This window comes from Cyanobium sp. NS01 (assembly GCF_014280235.1).
In the GTDB taxonomy this organism is placed as follows: domain Bacteria; phylum Cyanobacteriota; class Cyanobacteriia; order PCC-6307; family Cyanobiaceae; genus NIES-981.
The window spans coordinates 1,178,028-1,200,410 of sequence record NZ_CP047940.1 but is presented as its reverse complement, the minus strand read 5'-3'; the positions used below and the strand labels follow the sequence as shown (position 1 = coordinate 1,200,410).

Sequence of the window (22,383 nt, the reverse complement as noted above, 5' to 3'; positions counted from 1 at the left end):
TCAGCTGTTGAGGTCCTTGACCATCTGGCGGAAGGGATCGATGGCGCCGGGCTTGCCCGTGGGCTGCTGGGTGATCTGGGGCTGGGCGGTCTTGGCGGCGGCGGCCTCCTCCTTCTCCTGCTTGATGGCCGCGGGCCCCCCGGGCACGTTCACCCCGGCGGAGGAGCCCTTCTTGCGCTGGTCCAGCTGGGCCGCGGACATCTGCTGGGGGAAGGTCTTCTTCACCGGCGTGGGCACGCCTCCGGAGAGGTTCAGCCGCTGATCAGAGGCGACACCGCCGGGCATGCCTTCGGACATCCTGTCGAGCTTGGTCTCCATCGAGGAGACCTCCACCACCATCTCCTTGTTGCCGGGGTTGTCGGCGCTGCCTGGGAAGGTGTGGCGAATGGTGTTGGAGCGCTTCATCAGGTTGACGTCGCCCAGGCTGCTGGAGGCGTCGGGGTCCAGGAACATGGCCTCCGTCTTCTTGGCGGGCTGGCGCTTGGTGACTGGGGCGCTCTTCGCATCGGAGCCGGAAGAGAACAGGCGATCAAACAGACCCATCGACTACCAAGAGAATGCTTCTACAAACCCTAGCGGCCATGGAGGTGCAGGCCATGGGTATCCGTACCACAACTCATCAATAGGCCCCGGGCCAGCAGGTCTCTGGCGATCGCCTCGCAGACGAGCGGGGTGGGCTGCCAGCGGGGCTGCATGCCGTAGTCGTACCAGGCCTCAGCGCCATCGAAACCGAGCTCGGCCGCCGCGGCGATCAGCCGCTGGAAGGGCAGCCGGTAACGGGCCGGATGGGCCAGCAAGGCCAGGCCCCCTGCGGCATGGATCGCCTCCACCACGGCGGCGGCCCGCAACTCAGGACCCACCACGGCCTGGCCCAGCAGGTAGGGCGCCAGGCTGGGGTGCTGTTCGGCGAAGCCGAGGGCAAGCACATGCACCAGGCAACCCTCCAGCAGGCAGCTGATCTCAACGCCCCGCCAGAGGGTGGGGGCCCGGACCCCGGCGGCTTCTGCCGCCTCAAACGCCTCAAGCACCAGTGGGTAGGAGCCGAGGGCGTGGTGGTCGGTGACGGCCAGGTGCTCCAGGCCGATGGCCAGGGCCTGCTCGGCGAGGCCACCCGGACTGAGGCTGCCGTCGCTGCAGGTGGTGTGGCAATGAAAGTTGAGCTTGCTGGGACAGCTGCCAGGCTCCACATCGGCCAGCACCGCCGCCAGGGGATGCTGCGATCGAATCAGGCTGCCGGAGCGCATCGCCATCACCCCGTTCAGGCCCCGCCGGCCAGCTGCTCAGCCCTGAGCCGCCGCCAGCGGGCATAGAACTGGATCGAGGCCGCCATGGCCACCACCAGGGCCACCAGGAACCAGGTGGCCGCTCCGGTGGGGAACTGGTTCTTGAACACCACCAGCATCACCACCACCACCAGCAGCAGGGTGGGAAGTTCATTCAGGGCCCGCAACTGGCGGCCGCTCCACTGGCAGTCCTGGCGCTGCAGCTGACCCATCAGCCGGTAGCAGAAGGCGTGGTAAGCCAGCAGCGCCACCACGAAACCCAGCTTGGCGTGCATCCAGCCCTGCTGCAGCCAGGCGGGATTCACCAGCAGCAGCCCTACCGCACAGACCACCGCCACGACCATCCCCGGGGTGGTGATGATGTTGGCCAGGCGCCGCTCCATCAGGCTGTATTGCTGGTGGAAGGCCTGCTGCAGGGGCGGCTCCAACGCCTCCGCCTCACGGTGGTAGATGAACAGCCGCACCAGATAAAAAAGCCCGGCGAACCACACCACCACTCCCACGATGTGGAGGGTCTTGAACCACAGGTAGGCCTCAGGAGGCCAGGTCATGGCGAGCAACATGCCGCACTGGTGGGGCTTGTTCAGGGTAGGGGGCACCACCGGCGGCGGCCGGTGGCCTCCGAACGGGTCAGCTGATCGCCAGCATGGAAGCTGTCTGGAGCAGGCCGTGATACAGCCAGCCTCCCCGATCGTGCTGGTCTTCGATGGGGGTTGTCCCTTCTGCCGCCACTTCGCTGAACTGAGCGAGCTGCGCAGCGGCATCCCCCGCCTCGAGATCCGCGATGGACGGGCCGACACGGCCCTGCGCCGGCAGCTGGGCGCCCGCGGCTATCACCTGCGCGACGGTGCCATGGTGCTGGAAGGATCCAGGGTGTGGCATGGCGCGGAGGCAATCGCCTGGATCTGCGCGCGAATGGAACCCAGCGCGGCTCTGCTGCGGGTGCTGGCCCCGCTGATGGCCGACAGCCAACGCAGCCGCATGCTCTACCCGGGGCTGTTGCTGGCCCGGCGCCTCGCCCTCGGCTGGCGCGGCCTGCCGGTGGATCCAGAGAGCGAGGGCCTGGCCGGGAGCGGCTGAGGCCTCAGAGTGAACGGCCTCAGGAAGAAGCGCGGGCCTTGCCTGCAGCGGCGGCGGCCTCCCAGGCGGTGACGCCGGCCAGCACAAGAAACCCACTTAGGCCGATCAGCTGGTTGCGTTGCATCAGATCAGGCTGCAGAACCGGGTCGAATCCCTGGGCCTGCAGGGCCCCGGCCACGAACCAGGCCGTGGCCAGGGCTGAGGTGATCCAGTAGGCCTTCCAGCGCCGTTGGTAGATGTAGCCCGTGCCGAGCCCCGGCACCAGGTTCAGCACAACCGCCACCCAGAGGCTGCCGCTGGCCAGGATCTGCTGCTTGCTGAGGGGTTCCATGGGCGGCAAGGGGGAACAGCCAGGCACGTTGGCCCCACCTCTAGCGCACGGGAATGGGTCTGGCGCACTGGAATGGGCCCTAGGCTCCTCGCCAGCGCAGGTCCAGTCCATGGTCACAGAGAAGATGAAGCAGTACATCCCGCCGGCGGGCTCCGAGGCATTCAGCTACGAGCCGGTGGAGCGTTTCGGCGAAGGTCTCACCACCAACCGGCCCTGGAATGTCTCTGCCCTCAGCGGCGTGGAGCGGCTCAACGGCCGGGTGGCGATGCTCGGCTTCCTGGCCGCCGTGGTGGGGGAACGGCTCAGCGGCGAGGGCATCGTGGGCCAGCTGGCCGCAGTGCTGCGCTGGTATCTGGGCTGATGCCGGTCATGATCCAAGGCATGCTCGCCTGCCTGGTGGCCCTGCTGCTGCTGGTGCCCGCCCCGGCCCTGGCCACCGACCTCCAGCTGGAGCTGCGCCGCATTGATGCCACGGGCGTGGGCGATCCGATCGGCAGCCTCAGCCTGCGCGACACACCCGGGGGCCTGGAGATCCAACCCGCGCTGGCAGGCCTGCCCCCCGGGGAGCACGGCTTTCACCTGCATGCCCTCGGCAGCTGTGAGCCTGGCATGGGTGAGGCAGGGCCTGTGGCCGGCCTCGGCGCTGGCGGCCACTGGGATCCGGACGGCAGCGGCCACCATGACGGCCCCAACGGCAACGGCCACCGCGGCGACCTGAGCCGCCTGATCGTGGCTGCCGATGGCAGGGCCCACGAGGCGGTGCGGGCCCCACGGCTGCAGGTGAGCGACCTGGCCGCGAAGGCCCTGATCGTGCATGCCGGCGGGGACACTTACACCGACACGCCGCCGCTTGGGGGTGGTGGAGCCCGTATCGCCTGTGCGGTGGTGCCCGCCTGATCCGGGCTGAAAGGTTGCACTCGGAGCCCTAGGGTGGACCCGGGTAACAGCAACCTTTGGGTGTGATCAACATGTTCACAATTGAAAAGGCCACCAGCATCTTTCCGGAGACACTCAAGGCGGATGTGGTGCCTGCCATCACCGCCCGCTTTCGTCTCCTGAGTGCAGAGGACCAGCTGGCACTGATCTGGTTCGCCTATCTCGAGATGGGGCGCACAATCACGATCGCGGCTCCTGGCGCCGCCAGAATGCAGTTCGCGGAAGGAGTGCTCAATCAAATCAAGGCGATGAATTTCGCCGAGCAGAGCCAGGTGATGTGCGATCTCACCAACCGCACGGATTCACCGATCTGCCGCACCTATGCGAATTGGTCTGTGAACATCAAGCTGGGCTTCTGGTATCAGCTTGGCGAGTGGATGGCAGCGGGCCTGGTGGCTCCGATTCCCGAGGGATACAGCCTTTCGGCCAACGCGGTGGCCGTCCTGAGCTCGCTCAAGGAAGTGGATCAGGGCCAGCAGATCACCCTGCTGCGCAACTTTGTGGTGGACATGGGCTTTGACCCGGCCAAGGGTGAAGGCCAGCGGGTGATGGAACCCGTGGTGGCCCCCACGCCCGAAGACAGCCGCCAAAAGGTGTTCATCGAGGGGGTGATCAACCCCACCGTGAACAGCTACATGGACTTGTTGAACGCCAACGATTTCGACAACCTGATCCAGCTCTTCCTGCCTGACGGAGCCCTGCAGCCGCCGTTCCAGAAGCCCATCGTGGGCACTGATGCCGTGCTGCGCTTCTTCCGGGAAGACTGCCAGAACCTGCGGCTGCTGCCTGAGCGGGGCTACGCCGAGCCCGCCGACGGCAATTTCACCCAGATCAAGGTCACCGGCAAGGTGCAGACCCCCTGGTTCGGAGCTGGAGTGGGCATGAACGTGGCCTGGCGTTTTCTGCTCGATCCCGAGGGCAAGATCTACTTCGTGGCGATCGACCTGCTGGCCTCACCGGCTGAGCTGCTGAAGTTCGCCCCTTGAGCCCATCGCTGTGAGTGGCACCAGTTGCAGGGGCTTGCTTCTCGCCGCTGGGATCGTGCTGGGCTGGCTGCTCAGCCTGGTCGCCCTGGTCGCCCTTGACGCGCTGGGGCTGGCTGGGGGCCTGCTCGCCGTGGCGGTGATGGCCCGCACCCTGGCCCAGACGGGCCTGTTCATCGTGGGACATGACGCCATGCACGGTGTTCTGCTGCCGGAACATCCCCGTTGGAACGACCGGCTCGGAGCCGCCAGCCTGGGGCTCTACGCCGCCCTTCCCTACGGCCGCTGCCACCGCAATCACCTGTGCCATCACCGCGAGGAAGCGACTCCTGGAGACCCGGACTTCCACCCGGATCCCCACGCCGGCCCGTTGCGCTGGTATGGCCGCTTCATGGGGGGCTACCTCTCCAGCAGCCAGATGGCCAGGTTGTTGGTGGGCTGGATGGGGCTCACCGTGCTGCTGCACAGCCTGGCTGGGCTGGGCTGGGACAGGGCGGCCCACAGCGTGCTGCTCTGTTGCACCCTGCCCCTGCTGCTCAGCTCCCTGCAGCTGTTCCTGGTGGGCACCTATCTGCCCCATCGCCAGCAGCGTTCCGGCTCCGGTGGTGCCACCAGCCTGGATCTGCCGGTCTGGGCATCGTTACTGGCCTGTTATCACTTCGGCTACCACCGGGAACACCATGAGGCGCCCAGCGTCCCCTGGTTTGCCCTGCCCCGGCAGCGACTCGCGTCGGGCGACGCAGGCTCGGTATCCTTGGACACAAGGAATTGCTCGGACCGCTTGCCGTGATAGAGACCACCCTGGAGGGATGGACAGAGACTGAGCAATCAATCGCCCGCGAAGCCTTTGATCGGGCCTACCGCCGCGCCATCGCCAAGCTGATCGCCAGGGTGAGGGCGAGTGTGGAGGAGTTGGAGAGCGCCGACACCGTATGGCGTCTGCACGACTACCTCAGCATTGAGCGCCACACCATGGAAGGTCGCTTCGACTTCCGCCTGCAGGGCATCCTGTTTGTGTTTGCCAGCCTGGTGAAGGATGGCCTGCTTGACCTCAGCGAACTCGACGGTCTCGAGACGCAGAAACTGGCCAAGATCACGGCGATGTCGCGCTTCTAACCCCCCTCTGACGGACCTGGGGAGACTCCCCAGAGCCCATGGGAGTGGCCTGATCAGGGCAGAAAACCCAGGTCCCGGAGCTGGGGCACCAGCCATAGGGGGATGCCATCCAACTCCCAGCGCCAGAAATCACCACGACCCAGGTAAACCGCCTCCCGACTGAGAAACGCCTGAGCGAGGGTGGCAAGGTCGATCTGCCGAAGCGCGTCCTCGCGGTTGGAGCGACGCAGCCGGGCTGAGGCTGACTGAGCTTTGGGGCGAGCTCGGCCAGGCCATCGGGTGAGTCCCTGCAGGTCAACGGCAGTGGTGCCTGTCATGGGCTTCCGGCTGACTCCGGTAGCTGAAGAGGCCCAAAGGTAACCGCACCTGTTCCAAAACGCTCACAGCTGTGCTGCCCAGTGCAACAAACCGCCCAGCGGCAGAGGGGAACCCAGCCGACCAGAATGGCCCTATGACCCATGGCCAGCTTGGTTTTTCCTCCCCCGCCCTGCTGCTCTGGTGCGGGCTTGTGGCACTCAAGCTGGTGGGCTGGCAGCAGCGCTGGCGCCAGCATCAGGCTCGGCAGCTGGGCCAGGCCTTCCAGGTCGAACTGCGGCGGCGCCAACAGGCCAGGCCGTCTTACTTCTGGAAGCGCTGATCGGTTTCCAGCCAGCGTTCCAGGGCAGCCAGGCCCTCGATCGAGGCCCAGATGGTGAGACCGAACACCAGCACCCCACCGGCCGCCAGGATCGTGGCCACCAGCAGGGGAATGGCCGCCAGAGCCACCAGGGGGATCACCACCACGGCACCCACGGCCGCCAGGCCCAGCACAGGGGCCACGAGGGCCGATGGGGGACCATGCCGGAGCGATTGAAGCGAGGCCATGGCACCCTTAGCCCATCAATGGATCCATTCTGCTCTGCACTCCCCGTGGCTTGCGTTGCCCCTGGGACGGTGAACCGCACCACCTGCAGGGCGGTGGCCAGCGGGCCTCAGGTGGGCAGGCTGTGGCGCAGGGTCTGCTCGAACTGCACCAGGTGGCGACGGTTTTCCTCACTGGGGTCCTGCAGGTAGCGCTGGCGCAGGTCCTGCAACAGGGCCGCCATGCTCGGCGGCAGCAGCGGGTGCTGCCCGGCGGCATCCAGCCCCAGCAACAGCGTTTCCACGCCACAGCTCTCGAGCAACTCCGGATCCTGGGGAGCGGGCCCATAGATCAGCACCGTGGCGCCGGCGGGGGCATGGAAGGTGAGCAGCTCAAAGGGGAAAATCACCCTCTCAAGGGCGAAGCCAGTCGATCCGCTGCAGCAGAGCATCACCAGGTGGGAGCGCTCATTGCGGTAGCCACAGTCGAGCATCGGTTCGAGCATGGGTCCACGCGCCTGGAACACCACTGTTTCGGGTCTGCCCCAGGCAAATCCGTGGTAACGCGCACCGAATCAGCCCGATGAGCAACTGCACTCATGGGCAAACGGGCTGTTTGGTGGCAGCCCCACAGAGGGATGTGGTCAGTTCTTCCTGCGGCAGTAGCCACCACCCACGTTCATCCAGCCCTCCAGGCACGCCTTGCCGTTGGTGGGCGTGACCGTGTAGTTGAAGGCCCCCAGGTTGCTGCACTTGCCGTTGAACAGATCCACATAGCCCAGCGGACAGATGGTGCCGATCTTGGGCACCACTTTCTGGGCCATGGCCGGAGGGGCGATCAGGGCCAGGCCCGAGCAGGCCAGCAGAGTGGCCAGGGAGCGAGGCAGGAGAGGTCGCAGCACGGGTCGCAGCAGGAAAGAAAGAACGTTGTCCTCAGCATGCCTCAAAGAGCCGGCCAGAGCACCTCAATCCAGCGATCACCGCTGAACAGCCCCTGCCCCCAGCGCTGCTCGAGGTCGGCCAGGGGCTTGGCGGCCACAGCCTGTTCGGCCCCGAGCCCCTGCTGCTTCAGAGCCGTCAGGCGCTGCTGGGCCGTGGCGAGCATGGCCCGGTAGGTGGCGAGGTCGTCGCGGCTGCCGACGCTGCCATGGCCCGGAATGATGCGAGTGTCGGGCCCGGCCAGGGCCAGGACCCGATCGACGCCGGCAATCGCCCCCGCCAGGGTGCCGCCGTTGCCGGCGTCGATGAAGGGATACATGCCGTTGAACCAGACATCCCCGGCATGGATCACATCCGCCTGCTCGAAGCGCACCAGCACGTCGCCATCGGTATGGGCCGCCGGCAGGTACTCCAGATCCAGCTGTTCGCCGTTGAGCGAGAGCTGCAGGCTCTGCTCGAAGCTCACCACAGGCAGGGCCTCCGCTGGAGCCGGAGGGGTCACCAGGTTGAAGGCCGGAATGCTGGAGCCCTCCGCCAGGCGGCGACGCACGTTCTGGTGGGCCACGATGCGGGCGCCGGTGCGGGCGAAGCCGGCATTGCCGTCGGTGTGATCGAAGTGGAAGTGGGTGTTGATCAGCCAGGTGGGGTCGCTGCCTCCCAGGGCCCTCACCGCCGCGCGCACGGCGGTGCCCAGACGCTCGAACTTGGCATCCACGAAGAGAGTGCCCTCGGCTCCGGTGAGCACGGCGATGTTGCCGCCCTCGCCGCCGATCACCGCCACTGCCCCCCGCACGGGTGAGGCCAGAAAGGGTTCGGCTGCTGCGCCATGAGCACTGCGCAGCCAGGGACTGTGCCATGGACTGAGCAGCCCCACGGTCAGGGCCGCACTGAGGGCAAGGACAGGCAGCCAGCGGGAGCGGGGCGGCACGGCTGTAAGACAGAGAGCAGCACCATTCTCCCGGCGGCCGGACTCCGCAGAGCTGCGGCCGCCGGGGCTCTGCGATTTCAGGCCCAAGCTTCCTCCCGCAGGGCCTGCCATTGGGTCTGCAGCGATTCCGGCACGCGCCTGGGCAGGTAATCACGGGGATCGCTGGGGCCGTGACGCAGCACAGCGTTCACCAGCAGAGCTGGGGTGCGCCCGCGGTTGATGGCGCCGTGGGGAACGCCGGGGGGGATGCGCACCCAGACGCCTTCGTCTTCCCGCAGACAGATGCGTCTCAGGCTCCTTTCCTGGAGCACCACCAGGTCGATGCAGCCGCGCAGCACCATCAGCTGATCGGTCTGCTGTCGATGGCAGAAGAGCTCACAGGCCGCCTGGGGGCTGATCTCGGCGATCAACGTTTCATCACAGGGCTGGGGTCTGGAGAGAAAGGCTTGGCCGGAACGGCTGCCGGCGAAGGGCAGGAGTTCCACCTGGCGCGCAAGGGACATCAACGAAATCACAAGTGCGTGAAGTTTCGCGACCGGTTCGGCCTTGATGTCGCATTAGCTGATACCCAATGGGCCAACTCCCCTGGCCTGTGACGGTTTCCGCACGGCGGGGGAGCGGGCCAAGCGGGCGCTCAGGCCATGTCGAGATCGGCATGCAGCAGATCCATCGCCGCGTGCACCGGGATCGTCACGGCGTCGCCCAGCTGGAGTGTGGCGGCCAGGTTGCTGAGGATGTTGCGCTCGTCGTCTTCCAGGGGGCCATCGGAGCGCATGATCTCCGCCGCCACGGCATAGGCGGTGGCGCGCTGGCCGGCGTTGAGCACCTCAGCGGCACGCACCATCAGGTGCTGGGGACCATCGCGGCGCAGGGTGGCCATCAGGCCATCCATCAGGCCCACCATCTGCTCAGGGGTGTAATCGCGGTAGGGATGGCGGTAGTCGAGCGCATGCCGCAGAGCCCTGGAGCCGGCCATGGTGAGGCTGCCGTCCCAGGAGACAGCCGCCAGGGCCAGGGCCACGAAGGCCACGGCGGGATCGAGGGGCGCTGTGGTGTCCAGGGCCGTGGGAGAGCTGAGCGTGGAGGTCATGGGGAGCGACGGCGAAGGGCCCTGGTTCCAGGGAGAACTCCAGCCAAGACCTGGGCCACAGCCCTTGGCGGTAGCGATGCAGACCATGCCGCCACAATGAAGAGGAATACTCAGCCCACCCCTGGACCCGGCGCTGCATCGTCCGTGGGGCCGTCGACCCAGCCCTGGTAGAACGCCTCGATCTGGCCGGAGCGCAGCATCCGCAGCAGGCTCACGTCCAGAGGCTTCTCCAGGGGGCTGTTGAGCGGCATGGCAAAGCCGTAGGTCTCCTGGGCCAGGCTGAACGGCGCCAGCTTCAGATCCAGCCGGGGATTCTGGCTGAGGTAATAGCGCAGGGCTGGCGAGTCGTAGATCACGGCATCCACCTTGCCGGCCGCGAGCTTGGCCACCGCCGCCTGCAGGGTGGGTTGCTGGCTGAGGCTGGCCCCGCTCAGACGCCCCCACTTCTCACTGGTGGTGCCCTTGACCACGGCCACGGGGCGGTTGCGCAGGCCCTCCACCGACTGGATGCCGCCACCGGGCACCCGGGCCAGGGACACCGTGAAGGCCGAGGCCAGGCCGGCGGTGATCGAGGACACGGCCAGCAGAGTGATCATCATCCACACCGCGGCAATCACCCGGCCCAGACGAGTCACCGGGGCCCGGTCGCCGTAGCCCACCGTGGTGAGCGTGACGATCGCAAACCAGAGGCCGTTGCCCACCCCGTGGAGGTAGTGGGGTGGGAAATGCTCTGGATTGCGGCGTCGCTCCGCCAGCCAGATCAGGTTGCCCACCACGAACAGCGACAGCAGCAGCAGCCCGATCGACGACAGCGCCGCCACCTGAAAGAAGGGCCTGACTCGCGCCCACAGCCCCCCATCCCGCAGGGGCACCAGCACGCCCACCTGGCCGAAGAAGTAGGGCTGGGTGAACTCGATGGCCCCACTGCTGAGGCGCTCAGGGGTGATGCTGATCGGGCCGATCGCCAGGTCGAGTTCACCGCGCTCCAGGGCCTTGAGGTTGGCGGCGGTGTTCGCCTTCGGTACGAGCTCGGCCTGGAAGCTGTTCTCCTCCGCCACCACGCGCCAGAGATCAGGTGTGATGCCTTCCAGCACATCCCCCCGCCGGATCAGGAAGGGCGCGTTGCCGCTGATCCCCACCCGCAGGGGCCTGGCTGAGGCAGGTTGCAGCCCCAGGGCGGTTGGCAGCAGCAGCGCCGCGCCGACCAACGCACGACAGAGCAGGGAGGCGGCGCGGCCGGGGATGTTCAACACAACAGCTGTCGCGACCCTGGCGACCCTAAGGGCCGCGAGCCGGCTCAGCAGCAGCGCTTCAGCGGCGGCCGGAGCGCATCAGCGAGACCACCAGCCACACCCCCAGCACGTTGGCGGCCACGAACAGCCCCTGGCTCACCTGGCGCAGCAGCTGCAGCTCCGACTGGGTGGCCATCACCGTGGCACTGAGCAGCAGGGCCGCCACCAGGATCGCCAGAGCGATGCGCCGCGAGAGCACATCAAGGTTGCCCAGCACCCGGTCCAGGCCCTGCAGCTGAAAGGCGAACACCAGTTCGTCGCCGCTGAAGCGCTGGAGCAGGCCACTGAGCTGGCGCGGGGAATCGAGCAGGAGGCTGCGCAGGTCGAGGCCGAACTGCATCACCCTCTGCTGGGGAAGCAACAGGGCGCGGGCCATCAACCGGCTCACCAAGGGCTTCATCGCCTCGCTGAAGCTGAACTCCGGCGACAGCTCCCGTCCCACCCCCTCCAGGTTGGTGATCGCCTTGACGAACAGGCCGAGGTTGCCCGGCACCTGCAGGCCGGTGCTGCTTGCGATCTGCAGCATGTCGGCCAGGAAATGGGCGAAGTTGAGCTGCTGCAGGGGCTTGGCGAAGTTGGCGCGGATCAGCTGGTCGAGCCGGCGCCGCAGCCCGCGCCGATCGACGCTGCTGGCCAGGGGCGGCGCCAGATGCACCAGCAGATCGGTGGCCCGGGCCGGATCTTCGTTGATCAGGGCCAGCACCAGATCCAGCACCATCGTGCGGGTGCGGGGATCGAAGCTGCCCACCATGCCCAGATCCAGGATGGTGATCGTGCCGTCGGCCGCCACCATCAGGTTGCCGGGATGGGGATCGGCGTCGAAGAAGCCCTCCACGAAGAACTGCTCCACGAAGGCGCCCAGCAGGGCATCGGTGGCGGCCTCCACCCCACCGGAGCACTGCTCCAGGGCGGAGCGGGCCTCAGGGCTCAAGATCGGATCCCCCGCCAACCACTCCAGCACCAGCACCGCCGGGCCGCTGAACTCCCGGAACAACCCGGGCACCCGCAGCCGGCCATCGCCCACGAAGCTGGAGCGCTTCAGCACCTCCGCCAGCCGTTCGGTGTTGCCGGCCTCGCGGCGGAAGTCGATCTCACCCTCGAGGGCAGCCACCAGTTGCTCCGCCAGGCCCGGCAGGTCGTAACTCGAGCCCAGCGGTGTCTGGGCGGCGAGGGCGGCGATCTGGCGCAGCAGCTGGCCGTCCTCCTCCACCTGGCGCTCGATGCCGGGGCGGAGCACCTTCACGGCCACGGCCCGGCCATCGGCCAGCTCCGCTCGGTGCACCTGGCCGATGCTGCCCGCCGCCACCGGAGTGGTGTCAAAGCTGGCGAACACCTCCTCCGGGGAGCGCTGCCACTGCTCCAGCAGGCGGCCCTCCACCTCGGGCCAGGGGGCCGGTGGCACGGAACTCTGCAGCCGCGCCAGGGCTCGAACGTAGGCATCCGGCAGCAGGTCGGGGCGGGTGCTGAGCAGCTGGCCCACCTTCACGAACACCGGCCCCAGCTCGGTGAGCATGCGGCAGAGCACCTCCGGCGCCGGCAGGCTCGGCTGGGTGTCGGCAGCGGCTCCGAGCTGGGCGCTGAGCAGACCAAGCAGGTAATCCCACTGGTGCTGGGACACCACCTTGACGATCTCGAGGGCGCGGGAAGAGCCACTCAGCATGCGGAGCCTGATCAAACACTGCCGCCATGGTGGCGGCTGGGAGCAGGCTGGAGAGCCCGGGCAGGCCTGCGATGGGCGAGGCATGATCGAGCGCCAAGCTGATGGCGGCAGCGTCAGGGCTCCAGGCCTGATCCGGCCGCTGGCTCCCCGGGACATTCCCCAGGTGGTGGCCTGGGCCCGCGCGGAGGGATTTTGTCCCGGCCAAGGAGATGTGGCCAGCTTCCGCCACACCGACCGCCAGGGACTGTGGGTGAAGGAGCTCGACCAGCGGCCGATCGGCTGCATCGCCGGCGTGCGCTACAACGCCAGCTACGGCTTCATCGGGCTGTTTCTGGTGGATCCGGCCCAGCGGAGCCGGGGCCACGGCCTCGACCTGTGGCGCACCGCCATGGGCCACCTGGCTGCCCTGCCCTGCATCGGCCTGGAGGCGGCGCCCGAGCGGGTGGAGGACTACCGCGGCTGGGGCTTCCGGCCGGCCTCCCCCACCCGGCGCTGGCAGGTGATGGCGACGGGAGACGAGCGCCCGATCGATCCCCACGACGGCCTCGACCTGCTGCAGGGGAAGCGGTTGCCGCGGCGGGCCGTGCAGGCCTACGACGCCCTGCGCGAACCGAGCCCACGCCCCCACTTTCTGGCCGACTGGCTGGGCCAGGAGGCCGGCAGCGTGCTGGCCCTGATCGACGGGCAGGGCCAGTGCCACGGCTTCGGCCGGATCCGGCCCTGCCTGCTGCGGCGGGGAACGGGCTGGCGCATCGGCCCCCTGCTGGCCGACAGCCCGGCGCTGGCCGAACGCCTGCTGCTCGGCATGCTGGCCCGCCACCCCGGCGTGGTGCTGATCGATGTGCCGGGCGCCAATCCCCACGGGGATCCGCTGATGCGGCGGCTCGGCTTCCAACCCCTGAGCACCGTGCTGCGCATGTACCGGGGGGAGCCACCGCGGGTGGGACTGGGCGACGTCTACGGCCTGGCCTGCCTGGAGCTGGGCTGAGACAGCCGCTGCCTGCCGCCAATCCGCCACGCGATTCCGGCTGTAGACCAGAGACAGGATTCAGGGATCACCATGCCCCGGCTCAAGATGGGATGGCCACTTCTGGCCTCACTCGGCGCCGGCCTGGCTGGGCTCCTGGTGCTGCCGCTGCTGATGCCAGGCCAGCTGCCCCTGCGCCCCGGTGCCGCCAGCGCCGCCGCCCTGCCCGATCCGGCCCTGGATCCGGGCCGTCGCCCCGGCCCCGACCAGACAGCCGTGCTGGCGGGTGGCTGTTTCTGGGGCATGGAGGCGATCTTTGAAGAGGTGCGGGGGGTCCGCAGCGTCGAGACCGGCTATGCCGGCGGCTCCGGCGCCACGGCCCGCTACGCCGAGGTGAGCCGGGGCACCACCGGCCACGCGGAGGGCATCCGCATCACCTACGACCCGGGCCAGGTGAGCTACGGGGAACTGCTGAAGGTGTTCTTCGCCGTGGCCCACGACCCCACCGAGGTGAACCGCCAGGGGCCCGATGTGGGCGAGCAGTACCGATCGGCGATCTTCAGCGACGATCCTCTCCTGCAGAACGTGGCGCGGCAGTACATCGCCCAGCTCAATGAAGCCGGCAGCTTCGCGAAGCCGATTGCCACCCAACTGGAGAGCAGCGCCCGCTTCTACCCCGCCGAGGACTACCACCAGGACTTCGTGCGGCGGAATCCACGCCACCCCTATGTGCTGGTGCACGACATCCCGAAGCTGGAGACGTTCCGCAGCACCTTCCCTGAGTTACGGCAGTAAGGACCGGTGGCCGGGGCCAGCAGCTTCGGGTGCATGGTGGGGTCCACTACCCCATGCACCAACACCCCGATGAGCCAGCCCAAGGAGCCGCCCTGGCAGGGGTTGAACCAATCGGCGCTGCTGCGGTTCCTGCTGCTGCTCGCCTGCGGCTGGGCGCTGGTGCAGCTGGTGGCGTTCTTTCGGCCGGTGCTCACCCTGTTCATCGCCGCCGCGGTGCTGGCTGTGCTGCTGGAGTATCCGGTGCGGCGGCTGGTGGGCCTGGGGTGCAGCCGGGGCCTGGCGATCCTGATCACCGGCCTGGCCGCCTTCGGCAGCGGCAGCCTGTTGGTGGCCGTGCTCGGCTTCCAGCTGGTGAACCAGGGCAGCAGCCTGCTCAACGACCTGGTGCTGGGGCTGCAGCGCCCCGATCTGCCCTTCCACGACTACTTCAGGACGATCCAGCTCGCCCAGGTGCTGGACCTGCTGCGCGACAGCCTCGGCAGCGGCCTGGGAATGATCGGCGGGGCCTTCTCGAACCTGTTCGCCGGCGTGATTCTGCTGGTGATTGTGATCTACATGCTGGTGGACAACGGCGCCACCTGGAGTCAGGTGCTGCAGCTGTTGCCTGAGGTGGTGCGCGGGCGTTTCGACCGCAGCGTGCAGAAGAATGTGCTGGGGTTCCTGCGCGGCCAGATCACCCTGATGCTGTTTCTGAGCCTGGCCAGCTTTCTGGTGTTCGCCCTGATGGGGGTGAAGTTTGCCCTGATCCTGGCGATCGTGGTGGGAGTGCTGGATGCCATCCCCGGCATCGGCGCCACCCTGGGCGTGATCGCGGCCAGCAGCGTGGTGTTCCTCACCCAGGGCCAGTGGCTGGCCCTGCAGGTGGTGATCGCTTCGGTGGTGCTGCAGCAGATCCAGGACAATCTGATCCACCCACGGGTGATGGGCCGGGCCCTGCAGATCCGCCCGGTGGTGCTGTTCTTTGCCCTGTTCGTTGGAGAGCGGCTGGCGGGCCTGCTGGGAGTGTTCCTGGCCATTCCCGTCACGGGGATGATCCTGGGCTGGGGTAAGGAAGAGGAGCAAGACTCCGCCTCCAGCCCTCAGCGGGGTGGCCCGTTGTAGATCAGTTCGTCCACGATCGTTCCATCCGGAGAGATACGAATCTCCGTTTCCAGGCTGGGGGCAAGATCTCGCTCCTGCCAGGCCGGTGGGCCGCCCATGAAGCTGAAGACGAAACCGTCGCTGTCGCTGCTCACGAGGCAGGGATTATCGAGGGCTGCGGTGGCGAACATGCAGCTTGCCGGGCGGTAGACCTGAAGCCCTCCGTTGATCTTCACGCTGCGGGTGCGGGCCGTGTTGATGGCGCGGACAGCCTCAATGGGCACCCGGTCCTGGGCCTTCAGGGCCGGAGCGGCGCCCAACAGGGCGGAAAGGACGCCGAACACCATGAAGGCACGGGCAGCGCCTGGCATCGGGATCTGCATGACGGGCAATGGCGGCTTGATCCGATCTAGTTCCTGACCCGGTGGAAGGCAAGACCGCAGCGCAGCTTCTTCAAGACCCACCCAGCTCAGGAGAAAGGCATCTCAGGGGGAAGTCTGCTCAGGGCGGGGTCTGCTGAAGGCGGGGCCACCGTGGCGCGCCGGAGGAAGGCTTCGGCTGCAGCAGCCAGGCCATCGCGACGTTGGCGATCCATGCGATCCAGCAGGCGCACCATCATCGAGAGGCGGGGATTGGCCTGGAAGAAGGCCCGGTGGCGCTCGATGAAGCGCCAGTAGAGACCATCCCAGATGTCACACCAGGGGCCCCGTTTGACATCGCTCATCTTGAGGATGTAGTTGGAGCCGCAGATGTAGGGCTTGGTGGCAAACAGGCCACCGTCACTCATCAGGCCCATGCCGTAGACGTTCGGCCCCATCACCCACTCATAAGAATCCAGGTAGCGCTCCATGAACCAGCGGTGCACCTCCAGAGGCTGGATCTCGCAGAGGAGCATCAGGTTGCTGATCACCATCAGCCGCTCGATGTGGTGGTTGTAGCCCGTGCGGTTCAGCCGTCCGATCGCCGCATCCAGTGGTGGCAGGCCGGTGCTGCCATCGCTCCAGCAGGGGGCCAGCCGGCGCTGGTGGTTCCAGAAGTTGCTGGCGGCCTGACGCTCGCCGTGGACGCGATCGATGCCGCGCACGAACTCCCGCCAGCCGATCACCTGGCGCAGGAAACCCTCCAACGAGGCGATCGGTACCGGCGCGCCGGCGGCATCCCGGCGGTGCGCATGGGCCAGGGCGGCCTGGATCACCCCGGCCGGGCTCAGCAGGCCGATGTTGAGCAGGGGAGAGAGCAGGGAATGGTGCAGGGTGCCCCGGCTCTGGCTGAGGGCGTCCTCGTAGGGGCCGAAGGCATCGAGCCGCTCCTGCAGAAACCGCTGCAGCCAGGCCTCGGCGCCGTCGTGATCGAATGGAATCCATAGTTCCCCCAGCTCGCCGGGGTGAGTGGCGAAGTGGGTGGCGATCAGCTGCCGCACCGCCGCTTCATGCGGGCTGGCCGCCACGGTGGGGAGCGGTGGCTCCTGATAGTTCTTCGGCAGCCGGCGGCGGTTCTCGCTGTCGAAGCTCCAGCGGCCGCCGCTGGGGGTGCCGTCGGCCTCGAGCAGCAGTCCCAGGCGACGGCGCTGCCGCTCGTAGAAGGTCTTCATGAAGGGGCGGCGCCGCCCTTCGAACCAGCCGCGGCTCTCGGCCACCGACTCCAGGAAGGCTGGGGAGGGCAGTAGCGTCAGCCTCACCTCATGCTGCCGGCAGAAGCCCTGCAGCCGCTGCTCGAAGCCCCAATCGGCGATCTCCGCCACCCTCAGCTCCTGTTCTTCGCCCAGCTCCGCCGCCAGCCGCTCCCAGAACGAACAGCCCGCCGAGGCCGGCAGCTCGAAGTAGCGCACGGCCACCCCCTGCCCGATCAGGGCGTCGCGGAAGCTGCGCATCGCCACGAAGGTGTGGAGCAGGCGAAGTTGGTGGTACCGATAGGCGGAGGCCACGGCGAGGTCTTCGATCATCAGCACCCGGCTGGCGGCACCGAGCAGCAGTGATGGGGCGCTGAACCACTCGCGGTGCAGCTGATCGCCCAGGATCAGGGTGAGGCCCATCAAGGGCGGTGCAGCAGATGGAGCTCCTAGCAGCTCCTGGTCCAGGGCAGCCCTCCGTCGGGCCGGTGGGCGCGCGCTCCGGGTTCCGCTTGGCATAGCTTGAGGAAACTTGAATAGCCTGTGATTTCGTACCGACCCCTGGTTCTGGTTCACGGGCTGCTCGACACTCCAGCGGTGTTCAACAGACTCCAGCGGGCGCTCGGGGGGCAGCGACAGAGCGTCCTCATCCCGGCCCTGCCCCTGCGCCTGGGTCTCACGCCGATCGAAGAGGCCGCTGATCTGCTGGGAGCCCACATCCGGGAGAACCTGGGGCTGCACGACTCCATCGACCTTCTGGGTTTCTCGATCGGAGGCGTGATTGCGCGTACCTGGATTCAGCTCCAGGGAGGACACGAGCGGACACGACGCTTCATCAGCGTGGGCAGCCCCCAGCAGGGGACCCTCACGGCACAGCCATGGCCAGGACGCATCTTCAAGGGACTCGCTGATCTCAAGTGGGGCAGCGGCCTGCTGAAAACCCTGAACGGCAACCTGGACACCCTCCAACGGGTCGATTGCCACAGTTTTTACTCTGCCATTGATCTGGCCGTGCTGCCGGGCTGGCGCGCCGTGCTGCCAATCGGCACCAGGACCCAGCTGCCTGTGGCGACCCATCCCCAGTTGCTGCGAGACCAAGCCGCCATCCGTCCCCTGTCCGAGGCGTTGATCCGCCTGTGATTGAACCCTGGGGGTCCCCCCTCCCCCCTCCCCCCTGCCCATAGGGTGAGTTGGTACAGCGGGTGCGCTGTCTATGGGCTGGGTTGGCGGTTCAATCGTGGTTCGGTGGCTCCTGGGGTGGGTTCTGGGCCTACGTCTGCCCGTTCTCCCCGTCGGCTCGCCTGTTGATCCGCCCTCGGTGTCGGTGCTGATCCCCGCCCGCAACGAGGAATCCACACTTCCCCATCTGCTGAGTGGTCTGGCCCGGCAGAGCCTCATGCCCCTGGAGGTGATCGTGGTGGACGACCACTCCACGGATCGCACCACCGCTATCGCCGCTCAGCCCTGGAGCGGCCTGGCTGTGACCGTGTGCAGTGCGCCCCACCTGCCCCAGGGCTGGTGCGGCAAGACATGGGCGCTGCACAACGGCGTGTTGGCCAGTCGTGGCGAGCTGTTGGTGTTCCTCGATGCCGACACGGAACCCACCCCTGACTTCCTCCACTGCCTGGTGGCAGCGCACCAGAAGCTCGGTGGGCTGGTGACGGTGCAGCCTTACCACCGCACCGAGAAGCCGTATGAGCAACTCTCGCTGTTGTTCAACCTGGTAGGGCTGATGGCCGTCCCCCTGGGAGCCAACTGCGGGGTGGCCTTCGGGCCGGCGATGGTCAGCCGCCGCACCGACTACGACCGCAGCGGCGGTCATGAGGCCGTCGCCGGCAAGGTGGTCGAAGACTGGTACCTCGCCCATGCCTACGAACGGGCCGAGCTGCCGGTGAGCGCGTTCCTCGGCGATGGCCAAATCGCCTACCGCATGTACCCGGGCGGGCTGCGCGACATGGTGGTGGGGTTCAACAAGAATTTCGCCACTGCTGCCGGTGAAGTGCGCTGGAGCTGGATGCTGGCGGTGGTGCTCTGGCTCTCCGGGCTGTTCTGGGCCGCCTGGTGCCTGCCGGCCTCACTGCTGGGCTGGCCACTGGTGGGTGACCACTCCATTCTCAGCAATGTGCTGGTCTACGGGGCCTATGTGATCCAGCTGCTGGTGATCAGCCGTCCAATTGGTCGCTTCACCTGGATCAATCTGCTGTTTCCGATCCCGGTCCTGTTCTTCCTCGGGGTGTTTCTGCAGGCGATTTTCAAGCTGGAAAGTGGCGAGGTGCTCTGGAAGGGGCGCCTGTTCAGCACCCGTTAATGGCCCCATTCAGTGGCTGGGGTGCGGTGGCCGCTACGGCGATCCTGTGGCTGTTCTGGTCGCTGCTGATCGGGGCCCTCGCCAACCAACTTCCGGATCGGCTGCTCGGCGGGCGTGATCCCTGCCGAGCTGACCACCCGGGTGCTGCACCGCTGCGGTTCTACGAGCGATGGCTGGGGATTCGGATCTGGAAGCCCTGGATTCCCGATGCCGGCAACGCCCTACCTGGAGGCATCCGCAAGGGGAGCCTGGCCCGTCGGGACCCGCGGGCCCTGCAACGGCTGAGCCTGGAGACCCGTCGGGCGGAGCTGGTGCACTGGGTGCTCTGGCCCGCCTGGATGGTCACGACCCTCTGGCTGCCTCCGTCTGGGGTGCTGATCAACCTGATCTTCGCGACCCTGTTCAACCTGCCCTGCCTTCTGCTGCAGCGCTACAACCGATTGCGCCTCGGCAGGACGCTGAGCAGGGCACTCCGCAGTCATCACCCCAACAAGCGGCCCTCCACGGGGGCATGAGGCCGGGGGCTGAGGGGGGGTGAACATCCCCGTCAGCGACACACCAGCGCAGCATCCAGCTCCAGCTCCAGCTCCAGGCCCTCCTCCTCCACATGCCTGGCCAGGACAAGCCGGTGGACTCCCCCTTCGGTCACGAAGCCATCCTGGACCGGCTCAAACGTGGCGCAGGCCCGCAGGGGGATGTCCAGAGTGATGCGCCGGGATTCACCAGCGGCGAGAAGCAGGCGCTGGAACGCCACCAACGTTCGAGCCGGACGCTCGATCTCCCGAGCGGGCGGCTCCAGGTACAGCTGAACCACCTCGGCCGCCTCCATCTCGCCTGTGTTGGTGATGGTGACACTCGCTTTCAGCTGATCCATCCGCCCATCGGCGCGCTGGAGCTGAGCTGTCAGGGCGGACGCTGTGAACCGGCTGTAGGACAGCCCGAAGCCAAAGGGATAGGCGGCGGGATGGCCGTCACGCTGCAGGCGCCGGTAGCCATGCCAATGGTCGTAGACCACATGCCGTGCCCGGGGTTCGAAGGGCGGCAGGTAGGCGGTGTCAGCCGCCATCGAGAAGGGCAGGCGCCCGGAGGGCGACACCCGGCCGAGCAGCACATCGGCCAGAGCCGCACCTCCTTGCTCACCCGGATACCAGAGCAGCAGCAGGCCAGGGACCAGTTGCCGCCAGTCCTCGATCAGCAGGCCCCCGCCGCCCATCAGCACCACCACGGTGCGGGGATGGGCGGCGGCGACCTGGCGAATCAGGGCCACCTGATCCGCCGGCAGGCTCAGGTCGGTGCGATCCCCGGCGGCAAAGTCGCCGCCCTGACGGGCGGAGGCAAAGCTGGTGGTCCAGGCGATCATCTCGGCGACAGGTCGCCAGAGCGGCATCAGCCGGCGCCGCCCCAGCAGCCGCAGCAACCAGCCAGGCGGGGGGATCAGGCGCAGGATCGGGGCGATGTCCCCGGGGTGGATGTGCTCCCCCTCCAGGCGCCAGTCGAGCCCGACCACCACCAAGGCGGCATCACAGCGGGCCGCCAGCTCCGCCGCCTCCTGGGGGCTGTCGCCACTGGCCTGCTCGATCCGCAGCTCTGAAGCCGCGTCCCGCAAACCCTGCAGCGGCGTCACCACCGCTCCGGGCAGGGGTCTGGTGTCTGAAGAACCGCGATCGCCCAGGTTTGGCAGCGACGCCAGCCGGCCGATCACCGCCAGCGAGGTGAGACCGCGGAAGGGCAGCACCTGCCCTTCGTTGCGCAGCAGCACGATCGAGCTGGTGGCCGCTTCGCGGGCCAGGGCCCGGTGCTGCTGGCACGAGCGCAGCGAGGCTGGGTACGTTCCAGGTGGCACACCCAGCTGCACCTGCAGCAGCCGCCGCACGGCCTCGTCGACACACCCCATTGGCACCCGGCCATCGGCCACGGCCTCGGGCAGGCAGCCTGCGAACACCATGGGAAAGGGCATTTCCAGGTCCTGGCCCGCCAGCAGGGCGGCGACGCCATCCCGCAGGCCGAAGATGAAATCAGTGACCACGAAGCCACTGAATCCCCACCGCTCCTTGAGGATCCGCCGCAGCAGCTCAGGCTGCTGACCGCACCAGTGGCCGTTGACCTGGTTGTACGCGCTCATCACCGAGCCGGCGCCGGCCTCCACGCAATCGCGGAAATGGGGCAGATACAGCTCATGAAGCGCCCGCTGCCCGACCTGCACGTCCACCAGGAACCGGGAGCTGTCGATCGAGTTGAGGGCGAAGTGCTTGACGCAGGCCACGGCATGGCGTTCCAGCCCCCGGGTCATGGCGGCCCCCATGGCGCCCACGTGCACCGGGTCTTCCCCATAGGTTTCCTGGGCCCTGCCCCAGCCAGGGTGACGCAGCAGGTTGACGCATACCCCGGCCACCCAGTTGGCCCCGAAGGATCGGGCCTCAACAGCGATGGCCTCGCCGATGCGCTCCTCCAGCTCGGGGTCCCAGCAGGCACCGCGCGCCATCGGCACGGGGAACGTGGTGGCGCCACCCTCGAGCACCACGCCCCGGGGACCATCGACGAACTGAAGGCCCTTCAGGCCCAGCCGAGGCAGCTGCCCCGCCGGCCAGGGATGGCGGTGGGAGGCCTGAGTCAGAGCAATGTCCGCCATGCCGGACCAGAACGGCGTGTCGCCATCGAGCAGGGCCAGCTTCTCGGCCGTGGAGACCTGTGCCAGCAGCTCCTGGGCCCGGGCCTCGAGCCTGGACGCGGGGTCATTCATGGTTCCCCCCGAGGCCCTTGCTGCGTGGACCTATCCAAACCGATCAATCCCAGGAGCAGAGAACCTGTTGATCAGTCTCAAGCCGAGACGATCAGCCCTGGGACCCCTCGCCGGCCAGACGGCAGGCGCGGCGGGCCACCGCCGCCGCGTAGCCCCTCTCCACCGTGCCGCTCTCGGGGCTGAGGTGGCCGTCACGGCAGTCCACCACCAGCCGTTCCCGATGGCCCCGCTGGTCGTCCACCCGCAGTCGCAGCTGCCAGTGGTGCTTGGCACTGCGGGTGATCTCATCGGCGCACACCGGCCCCACGCAGAGGCCCGGGGCGGCCAGGGCCGGCACCGGCGCCAGCAGGGTGGCCAGCTGGAGCAGGCCGCCCAGCACCAGGGCCAGCAGCAGGGGCCAGGGCCG

General features: G+C 67.8%; 29 protein-coding genes. 13 read left to right on the top strand and 16 right to left on the bottom strand.

The genetic code is table 11. The annotated features are described in order from the left end of the window. Genes CyaNS01_RS06235 through hemJ form a run of 3 tightly spaced genes read right to left on the bottom strand, consistent with a single transcriptional unit; the run spans position 1 to position 1,834 of the window. Positions 1 to 543, bottom strand: a complete 543-nt coding sequence (locus CyaNS01_RS06235) for a hypothetical protein (RefSeq protein WP_186699683.1) — start codon at positions 541 to 543, stop codon at positions 1 to 3. A gap of 29 nt (positions 544 to 572) precedes the next feature. Continuing rightward, the gene (locus CyaNS01_RS06230) at positions 573 to 1,250 is read right to left on the bottom strand and encodes a PHP domain-containing protein (RefSeq protein WP_225875856.1); all 678 of its coding nucleotides are present in this window, start codon (positions 1,248 to 1,250) and stop codon (positions 573 to 575) included. An 8-nt stretch (positions 1,251 to 1,258) separates the two neighbouring features. Further along, the gene (gene hemJ, locus CyaNS01_RS06225) at positions 1,259 to 1,834 is read right to left on the bottom strand and encodes a protoporphyrinogen oxidase HemJ (protein WP_186699681.1); all 576 of its coding nucleotides are present in this window, start codon (positions 1,832 to 1,834) and stop codon (positions 1,259 to 1,261) included. A gap of 118 nt (positions 1,835 to 1,952) precedes the next feature. Between hemJ and CyaNS01_RS06220 the strand changes: the two genes are divergently transcribed. After that, positions 1,953 to 2,363 (top strand): DCC1-like thiol-disulfide oxidoreductase family protein, encoded by a 411-nt coding sequence (locus CyaNS01_RS06220; protein ID WP_225875855.1) that lies wholly within the window; start codon positions 1,953 to 1,955, stop codon positions 2,361 to 2,363. Between the two features lie 19 nt (positions 2,364 to 2,382). Here the strand turns inward: CyaNS01_RS06220 and CyaNS01_RS06215 are convergent, their stop codons facing one another. Further along, the gene (locus tag CyaNS01_RS06215) at positions 2,383 to 2,694 is read right to left on the bottom strand and encodes a hypothetical protein (protein WP_186699679.1); all 312 of its coding nucleotides are present in this window, start codon (positions 2,692 to 2,694) and stop codon (positions 2,383 to 2,385) included. A gap of 109 nt (positions 2,695 to 2,803) precedes the next feature. Between CyaNS01_RS06215 and CyaNS01_RS06210 the strand changes: the two genes are divergently transcribed. The 6 genes from CyaNS01_RS06210 to CyaNS01_RS06185 all read left to right on the top strand — a co-directional run bounded on the left by CyaNS01_RS06210 (position 2,804) and on the right by CyaNS01_RS06185 (position 6,366). Then, entirely contained in the window at positions 2,804 to 3,055 is a 252-nt protein-coding gene (locus CyaNS01_RS06210) for a chlorophyll a/b-binding protein (RefSeq protein WP_225875854.1), read from the top strand. Positions 3,056 to 3,075: 20 nt separating this feature from the next. After that, positions 3,076 to 3,591 carry a superoxide dismutase family protein gene (gene sodC / locus CyaNS01_RS06205; RefSeq protein WP_225875853.1) on the top strand — a complete coding sequence of 172 codons (516 nt, stop codon included), beginning with the start codon at positions 3,076 to 3,078 and terminating at the stop codon, positions 3,589 to 3,591. Between the two features lie 71 nt (positions 3,592 to 3,662). Continuing rightward, positions 3,663 to 4,616, top strand: a complete 954-nt coding sequence (locus CyaNS01_RS06200; RefSeq protein WP_186699675.1) for an orange carotenoid-binding protein — start codon at positions 3,663 to 3,665, stop codon at positions 4,614 to 4,616. A 34-nt stretch (positions 4,617 to 4,650) separates the two neighbouring features. After that, the gene (locus tag CyaNS01_RS06195; RefSeq protein ID WP_225875852.1) at positions 4,651 to 5,403 is read left to right on the top strand and encodes a fatty acid desaturase; all 753 of its coding nucleotides are present in this window, start codon (positions 4,651 to 4,653) and stop codon (positions 5,401 to 5,403) included. Beyond that, a complete protein-coding gene (locus CyaNS01_RS06190; RefSeq protein WP_186699671.1) occupies positions 5,400 to 5,729 on the top strand; it encodes a hypothetical protein in 330 nt (109 codons plus the stop codon). Before CyaNS01_RS06195 ends, CyaNS01_RS06190 begins: the two co-directional genes overlap by 4 nt. 451 nt (positions 5,730 to 6,180) lie before the next feature. Continuing rightward, positions 6,181 to 6,366, top strand: coding sequence for a hypothetical protein (locus tag CyaNS01_RS06185; RefSeq protein WP_186699669.1), 186 nt, complete (start codon positions 6,181 to 6,183; stop codon positions 6,364 to 6,366). Here CyaNS01_RS06185 and CyaNS01_RS06180 read toward each other — a convergent pair. The 8 genes from CyaNS01_RS06180 to CyaNS01_RS06145 all read right to left on the bottom strand — a co-directional run bounded on the left by CyaNS01_RS06180 (position 6,348) and on the right by CyaNS01_RS06145 (position 12,478). Next, positions 6,348 to 6,593: a glypican gene (locus CyaNS01_RS06180; RefSeq protein WP_225875851.1), complete on the bottom strand. Its 246-nt coding sequence runs from the start codon at positions 6,591 to 6,593 to the stop codon at positions 6,348 to 6,350. The two genes, CyaNS01_RS06185 and CyaNS01_RS06180, sit on opposite strands and share 19 nt — an antisense overlap. A gap of 107 nt (positions 6,594 to 6,700) precedes the next feature. After that, entirely contained in the window at positions 6,701 to 7,075 is a 375-nt protein-coding gene (locus tag CyaNS01_RS06175; RefSeq protein WP_225875850.1) for a DUF1830 domain-containing protein, read from the bottom strand. A 138-nt stretch (positions 7,076 to 7,213) separates the two neighbouring features. After that, on the bottom strand, positions 7,214 to 7,471 hold the full coding sequence (locus CyaNS01_RS06170) for a hypothetical protein (protein WP_225875849.1): 258 nt from the start codon (positions 7,469 to 7,471) through the stop codon (positions 7,214 to 7,216). Between the two features lie 41 nt (positions 7,472 to 7,512). Continuing rightward, positions 7,513 to 8,436, bottom strand: coding sequence for an MBL fold metallo-hydrolase (locus CyaNS01_RS06165; protein WP_225875848.1), 924 nt, complete (start codon positions 8,434 to 8,436; stop codon positions 7,513 to 7,515). A 77-nt stretch (positions 8,437 to 8,513) separates the two neighbouring features. After that, positions 8,514 to 8,939 carry a cupin domain-containing protein gene (locus tag CyaNS01_RS06160; RefSeq protein ID WP_186699665.1) on the bottom strand — a complete coding sequence of 142 codons (426 nt, stop codon included), beginning with the start codon at positions 8,937 to 8,939 and terminating at the stop codon, positions 8,514 to 8,516. A gap of 131 nt (positions 8,940 to 9,070) precedes the next feature. After that, positions 9,071 to 9,526, bottom strand: a complete 456-nt coding sequence (locus CyaNS01_RS06155) for a tellurite resistance TerB family protein (protein WP_186699663.1) — start codon at positions 9,524 to 9,526, stop codon at positions 9,071 to 9,073. A 110-nt stretch (positions 9,527 to 9,636) separates the two neighbouring features. Continuing rightward, positions 9,637 to 10,779, bottom strand: a complete 1,143-nt coding sequence (locus CyaNS01_RS06150) for a transporter substrate-binding domain-containing protein (protein WP_370561683.1) — start codon at positions 10,777 to 10,779, stop codon at positions 9,637 to 9,639. A gap of 58 nt (positions 10,780 to 10,837) precedes the next feature. Then, the gene (locus CyaNS01_RS06145) at positions 10,838 to 12,478 is read right to left on the bottom strand and encodes an AarF/ABC1/UbiB kinase family protein (RefSeq protein WP_186699661.1); all 1,641 of its coding nucleotides are present in this window, start codon (positions 12,476 to 12,478) and stop codon (positions 10,838 to 10,840) included. An 82-nt stretch (positions 12,479 to 12,560) separates the two neighbouring features. Here CyaNS01_RS06145 and CyaNS01_RS06140 point away from each other — a divergent pair, with 82 nt between their 5' ends. From CyaNS01_RS06140 to CyaNS01_RS06130, 3 genes are all read left to right on the top strand, one after another. Further along, entirely contained in the window at positions 12,561 to 13,466 is a 906-nt protein-coding gene (locus CyaNS01_RS06140; protein WP_186699659.1) for a GNAT family N-acetyltransferase, read from the top strand. Positions 13,467 to 13,619: 153 nt separating this feature from the next. Further along, on the top strand, positions 13,620 to 14,240 hold the full coding sequence (gene msrA / locus CyaNS01_RS06135) for a peptide-methionine (S)-S-oxide reductase MsrA (protein WP_186700377.1): 621 nt from the start codon (positions 13,620 to 13,622) through the stop codon (positions 14,238 to 14,240). 69 nt (positions 14,241 to 14,309) lie between these two features. Continuing rightward, positions 14,310 to 15,341: an AI-2E family transporter gene (locus CyaNS01_RS06130; protein ID WP_186699657.1), complete on the top strand. Its 1,032-nt coding sequence runs from the start codon at positions 14,310 to 14,312 to the stop codon at positions 15,339 to 15,341. On the opposite strand, the gene CyaNS01_RS06125 is transcribed toward CyaNS01_RS06130, so the two are convergent. Continuing rightward, a complete protein-coding gene (locus CyaNS01_RS06125; protein WP_225875846.1) occupies positions 15,320 to 15,784 on the bottom strand; it encodes a hypothetical protein in 465 nt (154 codons plus the stop codon). The genes CyaNS01_RS06130 and CyaNS01_RS06125 overlap by 22 nt on opposite strands. Positions 15,785 to 15,789: 5 nt before the next feature. Then, on the bottom strand, positions 15,790 to 17,352 hold the full coding sequence (locus tag CyaNS01_RS06120; protein WP_186699656.1) for a cryptochrome/photolyase family protein: 1,563 nt from the start codon (positions 17,350 to 17,352) through the stop codon (positions 15,790 to 15,792). A gap of 174 nt (positions 17,353 to 17,526) precedes the next feature. Between CyaNS01_RS06120 and CyaNS01_RS06115 the strand changes: the two genes are divergently transcribed. The 3 genes from CyaNS01_RS06115 (at position 17,527) to CyaNS01_RS06105 (ending at position 19,752) form a co-directional block, all read left to right on the top strand. Next, positions 17,527 to 18,069, top strand: a complete 543-nt coding sequence (locus tag CyaNS01_RS06115; protein ID WP_225875845.1) for a triacylglycerol lipase — start codon at positions 17,527 to 17,529, stop codon at positions 18,067 to 18,069. A 178-nt stretch (positions 18,070 to 18,247) separates the two neighbouring features. Beyond that, positions 18,248 to 19,237 (top strand): glycosyltransferase, encoded by a 990-nt coding sequence (locus CyaNS01_RS06110; protein WP_255460137.1) that lies wholly within the window; start codon positions 18,248 to 18,250, stop codon positions 19,235 to 19,237. Continuing rightward, positions 19,237 to 19,752 (top strand): hypothetical protein, encoded by a 516-nt coding sequence (locus CyaNS01_RS06105; RefSeq protein WP_186699652.1) that lies wholly within the window; start codon positions 19,237 to 19,239, stop codon positions 19,750 to 19,752. Before CyaNS01_RS06110 ends, CyaNS01_RS06105 begins: the two co-directional genes overlap by 1 nt. 32 nt (positions 19,753 to 19,784) lie before the next feature. Here CyaNS01_RS06105 and CyaNS01_RS06100 read toward each other — a convergent pair whose 3' ends face one another. Continuing rightward, positions 19,785 to 21,977 (bottom strand): beta-glucosidase, encoded by a 2,193-nt coding sequence (locus CyaNS01_RS06100; protein ID WP_186699650.1) that lies wholly within the window; start codon positions 21,975 to 21,977, stop codon positions 19,785 to 19,787. Positions 21,978 to 22,068: 91 nt separating this feature from the next. Continuing rightward, complete coding sequence (locus tag CyaNS01_RS06095) at positions 22,069 to 22,368, bottom strand: hypothetical protein (protein ID WP_370561791.1); 300 nt, start codon at positions 22,366 to 22,368, stop codon at positions 22,069 to 22,071. Between the last annotated feature and the right edge of the window lie 15 nt (positions 22,369 to 22,383).

Coding starts and splice junctions, on each gene's coding strand:
- CyaNS01_RS06235 (WP_186699683.1), bottom strand. CDS start 543: ATGGGTCTGTTTGATCGCCTGTTCTCTTCCGGCTCCGATGCGAAGAGC.
- sodC (WP_225875853.1), top strand. CDS start 3,076: ATGCTCGCCTGCCTGGTGGCCCTGCTGCTGCTGGTGCCCGCCCCGGCC.
- msrA (WP_186700377.1), top strand. CDS start 13,620: ATGCCAGGCCAGCTGCCCCTGCGCCCCGGTGCCGCCAGCGCCGCCGCC.
- CyaNS01_RS06160 (WP_186699665.1), bottom strand. CDS start 8,939: ATGTCCCTTGCGCGCCAGGTGGAACTCCTGCCCTTCGCCGGCAGCCGT.
- CyaNS01_RS06200 (WP_186699675.1), top strand. CDS start 3,663: ATGTTCACAATTGAAAAGGCCACCAGCATCTTTCCGGAGACACTCAAG.
- CyaNS01_RS06175 (WP_225875850.1), bottom strand. CDS start 7,075: ATGCTCGAACCGATGCTCGACTGTGGCTACCGCAATGAGCGCTCCCAC.
- CyaNS01_RS06105 (WP_186699652.1), top strand. CDS start 19,237: ATGGCCCCATTCAGTGGCTGGGGTGCGGTGGCCGCTACGGCGATCCTG.
- CyaNS01_RS06145 (WP_186699661.1), bottom strand. CDS start 12,478: ATGCTGAGTGGCTCTTCCCGCGCCCTCGAGATCGTCAAGGTGGTGTCC.
- CyaNS01_RS06100 (WP_186699650.1), bottom strand. CDS start 21,977: ATGAATGACCCCGCGTCCAGGCTCGAGGCCCGGGCCCAGGAGCTGCTG.
- hemJ (WP_186699681.1), bottom strand. CDS start 1,834: ATGACCTGGCCTCCTGAGGCCTACCTGTGGTTCAAGACCCTCCACATC.
- CyaNS01_RS06215 (WP_186699679.1), bottom strand. CDS start 2,694: ATGGAACCCCTCAGCAAGCAGCAGATCCTGGCCAGCGGCAGCCTCTGG.
- CyaNS01_RS06210 (WP_225875854.1), top strand. CDS start 2,804: ATGGTCACAGAGAAGATGAAGCAGTACATCCCGCCGGCGGGCTCCGAG.
- CyaNS01_RS06180 (WP_225875851.1), bottom strand. CDS start 6,593: ATGGCCTCGCTTCAATCGCTCCGGCATGGTCCCCCATCGGCCCTCGTG.
- CyaNS01_RS06185 (WP_186699669.1), top strand. CDS start 6,181: ATGACCCATGGCCAGCTTGGTTTTTCCTCCCCCGCCCTGCTGCTCTGG.
- CyaNS01_RS06120 (WP_186699656.1), bottom strand. CDS start 17,352: ATGGGCCTCACCCTGATCCTGGGCGATCAGCTGCACCGCGAGTGGTTC.
- CyaNS01_RS06130 (WP_186699657.1), top strand. CDS start 14,310: ATGAGCCAGCCCAAGGAGCCGCCCTGGCAGGGGTTGAACCAATCGGCG.
- CyaNS01_RS06230 (WP_225875856.1), bottom strand. CDS start 1,250: ATGGCGATGCGCTCCGGCAGCCTGATTCGATCGCAGCATCCCCTGGCG.
- CyaNS01_RS06155 (WP_186699663.1), bottom strand. CDS start 9,526: ATGACCTCCACGCTCAGCTCTCCCACGGCCCTGGACACCACAGCGCCC.
- CyaNS01_RS06140 (WP_186699659.1), top strand. CDS start 12,561: ATGATCGAGCGCCAAGCTGATGGCGGCAGCGTCAGGGCTCCAGGCCTG.